Source organism: uncultured Veillonella sp. (assembly GCF_938010505.1).
In the GTDB taxonomy this organism is placed as follows: Bacteria; Bacillota; Negativicutes; order Veillonellales; family Veillonellaceae; genus Veillonella.
Map to the genome: position 1 here is coordinate 50784 of NZ_CALLVP010000065.1, position 9687 is coordinate 60470.

At 39.6% G+C, this 9687-nt stretch carries 10 protein-coding genes; all 10 read right to left on the reverse strand.

The annotated features are described in order from the left end of the window. Positions 1 to 38: 38 nt before the first annotated feature. Positions 39 to 1289 (reverse strand): MFS transporter, encoded by a 1251-nt coding sequence (locus tag Q0507_RS03735; protein WP_298712612.1) that lies wholly within the window; start codon positions 1287 to 1289, stop codon positions 39 to 41. 258 nt (positions 1290 to 1547) lie between these two features. Next, a complete protein-coding gene (locus Q0507_RS03740) occupies positions 1548 to 2141 on the reverse strand; it encodes a DNA glycosylase (protein WP_298712617.1) in 594 nt (197 codons plus the stop codon). Between the two features lie 160 nt (positions 2142 to 2301). Continuing rightward, positions 2302 to 3240, reverse strand: coding sequence for a hypothetical protein (locus tag Q0507_RS03745; protein WP_298712620.1), 939 nt, complete (start codon positions 3238 to 3240; stop codon positions 2302 to 2304). Positions 3241 to 3294: 54 nt separating this feature from the next. Then, positions 3295 to 4026, reverse strand: coding sequence for a sortase (locus Q0507_RS03750; RefSeq protein ID WP_298712623.1), 732 nt, complete (start codon positions 4024 to 4026; stop codon positions 3295 to 3297). A gap of 255 nt (positions 4027 to 4281) precedes the next feature. Continuing rightward, a complete protein-coding gene (locus Q0507_RS03755) occupies positions 4282 to 4923 on the reverse strand; it encodes a hypothetical protein (RefSeq protein ID WP_298712626.1) in 642 nt (213 codons plus the stop codon). A gap of 8 nt (positions 4924 to 4931) precedes the next feature. Then, the gene (gene floA, locus Q0507_RS03760; RefSeq protein WP_059361546.1) at positions 4932 to 5888 is read right to left on the reverse strand and encodes a flotillin-like protein FloA; all 957 of its coding nucleotides are present in this window, start codon (positions 5886 to 5888) and stop codon (positions 4932 to 4934) included. A gap of 36 nt (positions 5889 to 5924) precedes the next feature. Then, entirely contained in the window at positions 5925 to 6389 is a 465-nt protein-coding gene (locus tag Q0507_RS03765) for an NfeD family protein (RefSeq protein WP_012863916.1), read from the reverse strand. A 196-nt stretch (positions 6390 to 6585) separates the two neighbouring features. After that, complete coding sequence (gene uraA, locus Q0507_RS03770) at positions 6586 to 7869, reverse strand: uracil permease (protein WP_298712632.1); 1284 nt, start codon at positions 7867 to 7869, stop codon at positions 6586 to 6588. A 108-nt stretch (positions 7870 to 7977) separates the two neighbouring features. Next, entirely contained in the window at positions 7978 to 9321 is a 1344-nt protein-coding gene (locus Q0507_RS03775) for an FtsW/RodA/SpoVE family cell cycle protein (protein ID WP_298712635.1), read from the reverse strand. Position 9322: 1 nt separating this feature from the next. Further along, a partial coding sequence (locus tag Q0507_RS03780; RefSeq protein WP_367268445.1) for a tRNA (guanosine(46)-N(7))-methyltransferase TrmB occupies positions 9323 to 9687 on the reverse strand: 365 nt, incomplete at its 5' end.

A 9687-nucleotide genomic window follows, 5' to 3' on the forward strand; every position in this document is an offset into this window, starting at 1 on the left:
TACGAATATCATTTCGTATAGTCCTTTTAAGTTACATTTTACGCAAGCTTACTATTGCGTTTAAGATTTCTAATTTCTTCCTCTTCAGCACGAGCTTTTAGAGAAAGATCTTTTTCAGTCCCTACATAACGACCGTAAAATAAATAGTAAGCTACAAGCGCAAGGAGTGCTACTACAACAGTTACATGGAACATGCTAGTATAACCTACAACCTCTTTTATAGCACCTAAAATATATGGCCCAAAGCCAAGCCCCATATCCAATGCAATGAAATATGTAGATGTAGCGACCCCAATTCGGTGAACAGGCACAATTTTTACGGTTACCGCTTGACCGTTAGACATGAATGTACCATAACCAAGTCCAACAAATACAGCAGACAAAAGGACTAACCATGTAGAATGAGCAATTGATAATAAGAAAATACCAAGCGCCAAAGATACAAAACAAGGATAAAGAACAAAGTTTTCCCCTTTCATATCAAAGAGAATGCCTAATAAAGGTCTTGTTATAGTAATAACCACCGCATATACAACGAAGAAGAAGGTTCCCGCCATAATAAGATCTAAATCTTTTGTGTAGGCCGCCATAAATCCAATAACACCTGAGTACGCAAAGCCTACAAGTGCAGAAACAAGACTAATCGAGTTCATACGCGGTTCAATATAATCGGAAATTTTAATTCCCTTATGTACTTCGGAATCAATATTAAGCTTAGGTTCGTTAAACTTCATAATAACAGAGCCGATACCACAAAGAACAATGAGGCCTACACAGAACGCAATAATAAAATCATAACCAAAGTTATGAAGCATTAAAATACCTAAGAATGGACCTACAGCAGCAGCAAGAGATGTAGATAAGCCATAATAGTTAATACCTTCCCCACGGCGCGATATCGGAATAATAGCTGCTACGATAGTACTTGTAGCTGTAGATGTAATACCATAAGCAAAGCCATTTAGGAAACGAACACTATCAAGAATCAACAAACTTGGTGTGTAAAAATACATCGCCGTCGAAATTAAGTAAATCAACAGCCCTAAATACAACATCTTACGACAGCCTAAAACACTTATAAACCGTCCCGCCAATAAGCGAGCTACAACGGTACCGATAATATAAATACCAACCGCTAAACCAGCTTGGCTCGCCGTAGCATGCAGATTATCTTTTGCTACAACAGCAATAATAACGATCAGTAAATAGTAAATCAAAAATACTAAGAAATTAATCAAAGTATCGAGAACAAAAGATTTTGTCCATAAGGCATCGTTAGCCTTATCCATAATATCAACTCCAGTTTCTGAAATAATTGTCAACCACTTTATGACAATGGTTAATTATAGACCTCTCATTTCAAAAAACAAGAATTAAATTGTTATATATCTTATAAATTTTATTAATAATAATCGCTATGCAATTATATAGAACAAGTTATATGCCATTTTAAAAACTTATATAATTTTACGATAATAAAACACCTCTAATAATTAAGATGAGTCCAGAAGACCCAAAACTAACTATCAAAGGTGTTATTATTACAATTATTTTGTTATTAATCCACAAGCTTTAAAAAAGTTCTTATACGCTTCAGCCTTTTTCGCTAGGCTCAATGGATAAGCCCGCGATGTAGATGGCAATCGTGTTAACGTTAACTCACGACCGTTAAACACATAGGGTATAGTTTCACCAGTTTTAGGTAACTTTACCTTCTCCTGTAAAAGGCTTAGCAATACTTCTGTAGCCTTACCACCAGTAGTGCCGATATGTTTACATTCTGGAACTTGTTTTAATACCTCAGCGAGAGGTACAGGCTCAACTACTTTCAAAAAGGCATCGGATGCATTCCCCTTTTCTCGGATTGCTTTTAAAACCGTAGGACATGAGGCGATGCCAATTTCAGATAAAAAAGATTTTATCTTGTCCGCATCAAAAGCCTTTTCCTCTCCTTTTCTAAAGTAATCCTTATCGTCAAAGAATACGATACCATACACACGCCACATATCATTTAGAAAGTTAGGATAGTGAAATTCCATAGATCGTTTTTCAGAAGCTGGCGGGAATGTTCCCATCGTCATTACCGTCGCATTCTTCGGTAAGAATGGCGGAAATGGCCGTGTTTCAATTATGTCTGCCACTGATCATCAACTCCTTTCACAATCTATTATGAACTGAACGTTCAATATAACAAATGAGCTATGTCACATATAGCAAATACCATAACCAAACCATATTAATGACTAGTTTACGCTAATTACAAAGGCATTCTAAAGGCCAAAGCAATGTAACTATAACCTATTATTGACCAATTGGTCGAGATACCAATGTATTGATATGGTCAAAACCAACTGGTGTTGGGGATACGAGGTACAAACATACTACAGCCGCCACGGCAAAGCCAATGGCCAAGTATGAGAAGCTACCATTACGAGGGAATTCATACAAGCCAAACATACGAATACCGATAGCTGCACCAATGGCCGTAATCAAAGACGGTATAGAGAAAATGTTATAAAAGCCGAACACTACCATAAGCCCTGCGTAGCCACCTACTACAGTAACCATAGGCAACATGCGATCCATTGGATTTGGAATAGATCGCGTAAGTGCAGCTGGATAATACGAAGCTTCTACACCAAACATGCCTAAAAATATATTAAAATCAGCCCAAATGATGTCCCATGCACTTCTAAAAGCATCTCTATGATTACCGGCATACCATGTAAAACCTGTAATGATTAAAATAGCTAAGCCTGCACAGATAAAGTAGTATTCACTAGGAATTTTAGGACCTGCATAAGCACCTACAGCTGTTACAACAGCACTCAAAATAGATGTTACTATTACGCGTTGTAAACGAGGACGTTTATTTTCAGGAATGCGCTTATACACAGTAGCCAATAATTCTAAAACGAAGCAAGCCATAAAGATAGCAATGCCTGCAGCAGGAACAAAGAAGGCACTCACCAAACTCAAAATGAAGGGAATGCACAAACGCCATTTAGGGAATAATACAAGATCTTTATAATCTAAACGAACATCTTGTGTCTCCATAGTGAAGTTGTTGTACACCACAAAGAGCAGCATGAAGGCGATTGCATCAATGGCAGTAGCCCCCCAAATCAATAAGGTTGGCACTACAACCATAGACAAGGCTACCCCAGAAAGGCGAGATAAGCCAGCAGCCACTAAGCCCAGTAATAAAAATGGTGTTAAAGCAGATATAATTTCGAGCATAATATTCCTCCCATCATTGTATAAATTTAAGTATATAGTATCTACTACACTACATCAAGGAGAGATATATTTTTTCATAGCTAACCGCTTTCGCACGGCAGAGGTAGAGCAGCCCATCACCTGTGCAATCTTTGCAACTCCACACCCTTGAGCACGGAGCTTTTTTATCTTATTTTCGTCTAGATCAAGAGAATTCGCTCTGATTTCTACACCTTGTTCTCGCAAATACATTGCCACTGTAGAACCACGAATCCCATAAGCTAGACCAATGTCATCTGTACTCATGCGATGATGAGTATATAAATATGCCATTTCCTCTACTCGTAAAGGCTTTCGAGCTTTAGGTGTCAAACAAATCCCCATATGCCGCAATACATGGTGAACTTTCCATCGCGATATACCATACATGTGTGCAATGGTATCTGTACTATTTCCACTTTTATAGGCCCTACATATACGCACCACATCTATGGAGACATTCTTATTAGACCGCTGACAGGCCAATCCATATTCTTTCAATCGGTTTGCCATCGTCGTAATAGACACGTCATAACGTTTTGCTAGTGAATGGAGCGACCACTTACCGGTCTCATATAAAGCTTGTACGTGGACCATATTGATTTCTTTCTTCAGAGGCCTCCTCTTGATATCATACGCTTTCATACGGCGCATTATAGTATCAACACTGCATTGAAAATAGTCTGCCACATCCCGAACGCTCCACTGCTTCTCTATATATAATTGTTTCAATAAATCTTTTGGTATAACACGCACATTACGATACATAATTTTACCTTTCCTTATGAACGAACTCCTTTCTCTATTATTGTGAAAGTTTCATCAAGAAAAAACAACAGAAAAGAGGTTCCTAATAGTCACATAGGTGACCAATAGGAACCTCTTTCAATATGTAATTATATGCACCACATTAGGATGTGTGTCAGTATGGTTGCTATACCACATCAATGTACAATCCGCTATTATTATTTATTTTCCAATAAAACCATAATCAATTTATATGTTTATAAATAGATTACTTCATTAGCGGTATCTACGTTCAAGAGCCTTAGGTTTACTTAAAATAATAGACCATTTCATACCCTCTTTTAGAGCATGATTGGTTTTTCTAACACGAGTCGGAGTTACAGCCGAAGCAGTTGTAACACTTACATTATCGAGAAGAACATGGCCCTCTTTAGAGGCCTTATCTCGTTTAAACTCAGCTAGTCTTTCACTTAAGGTCGGACCCGTAACAGCTTCTCTATCTAAGCGAGTCTTATTTGTAGTATAACTTGGAGTGCTACTGGAACTTTTCGTTGATAAGGCTTCAATATCTCGTTGAGCTGCTGCAGCCTCTTCATTGAAATGTATGTCCTCCATAGTTTGTGATGGAGCTTCTGGTTGATGATTTAGAATCGGTTTATCTTCATAAAGGTCCCGATAAAAGTCATCAGCCTTAGACAAATCATCCACAGAAGGTTCATCTACCTTGCGCTCTATAGATATGCCATATTCGCGTTCCATGTCTTCCCAAGTTCCCACTGTTCCTGAGCTGACCTGCTCATCTGACTCTTCTGTTTTCTTGCCTTTCAAAACAGAAAAAGCAATATACGCGATGATACCTAACACAAATATAGGATTATGCTCAAAGATGGATAGCACTGAAGACAAAATAGAGTCCATAGCTACTCCTATTCACTATCTGCTAAGTTTTCACGCATTTTAGTGTCTGCAATAATATTGTTCATATTGTAGTAATCCATAACGCCAAGATTACCATTTCTAAAAGCCTCTGCCAACGCTTTTGGAACTTCAGCTTGTGCTTCCACAACCTTAGCTTGCATGTCTTGTGTTTTAGCACGCATTTCTTGTTCTGTAGCAACAGCCATTGCACGGCGTTCTTCGGCACGAGCTTGAGCGATTTTCTTATCGGCTTCGGCTTGGTCAGTTTGCAATTGAGCACCGATATTACGTCCTACGTCTACGTCAGCGATATCAATGGATAAGATTTCAAAAGCAGTACCTGCATCAAGACCCTTACCCAATACAGTACGAGAGATATGATCTGGATTTTCCAATACATCTGTATGCTCTTCAGAGGAACCTACGGTCGTAACGATACCTTCACCTACGCGGGCGATAATTGTAGCCTCACCTGCACCACCAACGAGGCGATCGATATTAGCACGTACAGTTACACGAGCACGAACTTTCAACTCGATACCATTTTTTGCTACCGCAGAGATAATTGGAGTTTCAATAACTTTAGGATTAACGGACATTTGAACCGCTTCCAATACATCACGACCTGCGAGATCGATGGCTGCGGAACGTTCAAAGGTCAAAGGAATAGATGCGCGTTCAGCGGCAATCAAAGCGTCTACAACGCGGTCAACGTCACCACCGGCAAGGTAATGCGCTTCCAACTGATTTACATTCACATCAAGACCCGCTTTATTAGCTTTAATCAAAGGCATTACGATTTGAGACGGATTTACACGACGTAAGCGCATACCTACAAGTGTAAAAATACCAACGTTAACGCCTGCTGCTAGAGCAGATACCCAAAGTCCTAATGGCACAACATATAAGAATACCATAATACCAATCAGCAAAATGGGAATCAAAATTAAAATACCTACATCCATAATAACCTCCATTATTTACAACGATGTTGTGAAAACTTAATCACGCTTTCTAACAATATTGCGGCCACCTACAACGCGAAGTACCACAATAGGTGAACCGGCATCGATGAAGTCACCTTCGGTTACAACATCTACCAAATTACCATTAATTTTAGCAATACCTGCAGGGCGCAGTGTTGTATGAGCTACGCCTTCCTTGCCAGCCAAATCTTCTAATACATCATTAGATACATAACCAGCTTTTGTCGTAGATCGTTGCCCTAAGGTAAACAACTTACCTATCCAAGTCTTTTCAAAGTGATTAAAGAACACGATGATAATGACAATTAACAAGGCTGTTAATCCTAGCACGGCATACAATGCTACTGTGCCTTCCCCAAGAGCTACATAAACGCCCCACAGGAATGCGCAATAACCGATAAGACCTAAAATACCGCCTGGTACTACGAGTTCTACCGCCATCAAGGCAACGCCGATAGCCATCCATATCAAAAACTCCATAGGCCCTCCTCTCTTGAATTAATTTTATACAACTTATATGTTCATTATACAATATTGAGGATAAATTATAAAGACACTAAATAAAAACGACTACTTACTTAGGTACAACCTAATTCAGTAGTCGTTTATTTTGTGTACAAATCAACTTACTTTATAATCTCAAGATTCTACTCCAAGATTTTAAAGACCTATGATATTATACTTCTGTTTTTTTCAATTGATCGTTGCCAACACCTGTTTTTTGAAGGATTAACAAGCTAATGCTCATAGCCATGCCTACTACGGTGGCAAGGCCCATCCCTTTTAATACAACAGGACCAACCGCGAGTTCTGCACCGCTAAGACCTACCACAAGGATGACGGATGTAAGAATCATATTAACAGGATTTGTGTAGTCTACTTTACGTTCTACAAGCATACGCAAGCCAGATGCTGCGATGATACCGAACAATAAAATAGATACACCACCCATAACAGGTACCGGAATAGCATGAATAAGAGCTGCTACTTTACCTACAAAGGACACAATCATCGCTAAAACTGCAGCACCACCGATTACCCATACACTGAAGCAACGAGTGATAGCAAGTACGCCGATGTTTTCACCATATGTCGTATTTGGTGTAGCACCGAAGAAACCAGAAAGAATATTTGCAAGGCCATCACCAAGCAATGATCTTTGTAGACCAGGTTCTTTCATCAAATCTCTGGCAACGATGTTACTAGTTACAACCAAGTGACCAACGTGCTCAGCAAATACTACAAAGAGTGCCGGCATAATCATGATGATTGCATTGATATCAAATACAGGCATACCGTAGAACTGTGGCAAGGAGAACCAAGGAGCAGCTTCTACACTAGAGAAGTCAACAACCCCCATCACAGCGGACAATACATAACCGGAAACAACACCGATAAGCACAGGAATAACCGCTAAGAAGCCACGGAACACAACTGTGCCAAGCAAGGTAACAACTAAGGAAAACATAGAGATAATAATAGCTTGGCTATGGCTCATGCCTAAGTCTTGATTGCCGATAAGGCCAGACATACTCATCGCTACTGGTGCTAATTCCAAGCCGATAATAGCTACGATAGCCCCCATAGCTGCGGGTGGGAATAGCTTATCAATCCAACGCGTACCAATATAACGGACGAGAACTGATAAAATTACAAAAGATAGACCAAATATAACGAAGGCGCCCTTTGCTGCTTCATAACCAAGGCCTGCAGATAATACACCTGCTACAGGCGCGATAAAGGCGAAGCTGGAACCAAGATATGCAGGAATCTTACCTTTACACACGAACAAATATAGTAATGTACCGATACCATTCATAAACAATGCCGTTGCAGGATCTACTTTCAATAAATATGGCACCAATACAGTAGAACCAAACATAGCAAATAAATGTTGAAAGCTAAGTGGCAACATTTGGCCCCATGACGGGCGTTCTTGAATATCAATATAATCTTTCATCTTTTTTCCTCACACAATATAACGATACTGAGCTCATATGGTACACCCCTTAGGTATACCATATAAATTCACACAATTAGAATTAGCTTAAGATATATACGTTAAACCTCAACGTTCAGTTCTAGTTGTTCTACGAGCCGGTCTTTTATTCGCTCGTGGTTTGAACGGGCCAGGCATATTTGGCTTATTAGTACGCTTTGGAGCAGCAGGCTTAAAACGACTTTGTGTTTCTTCACGTAAAGACGGCAAATCCTCAACTGTACCAACTTGCTTTACACCCTCTACATTGCGACGACCTATGCTCGCTAATAAACCGATAGCCATGAAATTCATCAACAATGAAGAGCCACCATAGCTAACAAATGGCAATGGCACACCCGTTACAGGCATAATACCGCAAACCATGGCAATATTAAACAAGGCCTGTCCACTGATGAGCAATGTTATACCCATCGCTAACCATTTTCCAAATTCATCACGAGCCTTATTAGAAATGCGGAATCCAAAATAGGTAAAAGCAGCAACCAAAACGACAACAAACACTGCGCCAAGGAAGCCCATTTCTTGAGCCCATACAGCAAAGGCAAAGTCCGTATGTGCTTCTGGCAAGTAAAAATACTTAGACGTACCTTGCATGAAGCCCTCGCCAAGAATACCACCAGAGCCTACCGCTAATAAACCTTGAACTGTTTGGTAGCCCATATCTTGCGCATGAGGCCAAGGATCAAACCAAGACTGAATACGTTCCCAACGATACGGCGACATACGGGCCGCAATAAAACCTAGAAAACCAGCTACTGCAAAAGCTCCGCCAAAAAATTTTCCATCAAAGCCTGCTAAATAAATCAGCACAAAGGAAAAGCCAAAGATTAGTACAGTAGTACCCATATCTGGTTGCAAGATCGTTAAAATTGCGAATATAATTGGCCAGATTAGCATTGGTAGCATATAGCCTACACGCTCACTAAAATATCCTTGTAAATTAATGAGTGGATTAGTATGCCTTGGTTTTCCCCATTTTCGCATAGTACTCAATTTAGCCGACGTCCATATTAAGGCTGCTAATTTCGCAAATTCTGAAGGCTGTATCGATACGGGGCCAATAACAATCCAACGACGTGCACCATTAATAACAGCACCAACCGCGAGAACCAAGATCATACCAATTAGTGTAGCAATCATAATTCTTTGCAACATGTGAGGTTTCTGTAACTGACGATAATCATATCGATACAAAATAACGCCTACCGCCATAGACAAAAGCAAAAACGTCATGTGCTTTAAAAAGTAGCCTAATAATCCCGTATTTTCATAGATAGAACTGATATAAGTAGCACTAAAGATATTTACACTGCCTATAATTGTAATGAGAAGAATAGATAAGAGCATACCTTGTAAGTCATTTTTAAAGAGTGAGCCCCACCGACTATCCCCCTTATTCGGTGTTTCCATGTTAAGCCTCCTTTTGTACTTTTGGCTTAATTGCTTCTAAGCGGAAAATAGGTTGACCTTTTTTACTAAATTTTTCTTCATATTCAGTTTTTACATTTGGAAGATCTGTACTATGTAAATCATAAGTTACATTTTTAAGCTCCCAACCGCATTCTTTGAACTCTTCGAGCGAGAACATAAACAAACCTTCATTGTCTGTCTTGAAGTGAACTTCGCCACCATCTTTCAAAAGACGAGCATAGCGGTCAAGAAATGTGTGATATGTAAGGCGGCGTTTTGCATGTTTCGCCTTAGGCCAGGGATCACAGAAATTAATATAGAAACGATCAACTTCACCAGGTGCCACTATCTCTTCGATACCTGCAA

What these genes read in the sequence shown, in the direction of transcription:
- Q0507_RS03765 (WP_012863916.1), bottom strand. Translation starts at nt 6,389, where the DNA reads ATGGAGTTTTTGATATGGATGGCTATCGGCGTTGCCTTGATGGCGGTA.
- Q0507_RS03775 (WP_298712635.1), bottom strand. Translation starts at nt 9,321, where the DNA reads ATGGAAACACCGAATAAGGGGGATAGTCGGTGGGGCTCACTCTTTAAA.
- Q0507_RS03755 (WP_298712626.1), bottom strand. Translation starts at nt 4,923, where the DNA reads ATGGACTCTATTTTGTCTTCAGTGCTATCCATCTTTGAGCATAATCCT.
- floA (WP_059361546.1), bottom strand. Translation starts at nt 5,888, where the DNA reads ATGGATGTAGGTATTTTAATTTTGATTCCCATTTTGCTGATTGGTATT.
- Q0507_RS03750 (WP_298712623.1), bottom strand. Translation starts at nt 4,026, where the DNA reads ATGTATCGTAATGTGCGTGTTATACCAAAAGATTTATTGAAACAATTA.
- Q0507_RS03735 (WP_298712612.1), bottom strand. Translation starts at nt 1,289, where the DNA reads ATGGATAAGGCTAACGATGCCTTATGGACAAAATCTTTTGTTCTCGAT.
- Q0507_RS03745 (WP_298712620.1), bottom strand. Translation starts at nt 3,240, where the DNA reads ATGCTCGAAATTATATCTGCTTTAACACCATTTTTATTACTGGGCTTA.
- uraA (WP_298712632.1), bottom strand. Translation starts at nt 7,869, where the DNA reads ATGAAAGATTATATTGATATTCAAGAACGCCCGTCATGGGGCCAAATG.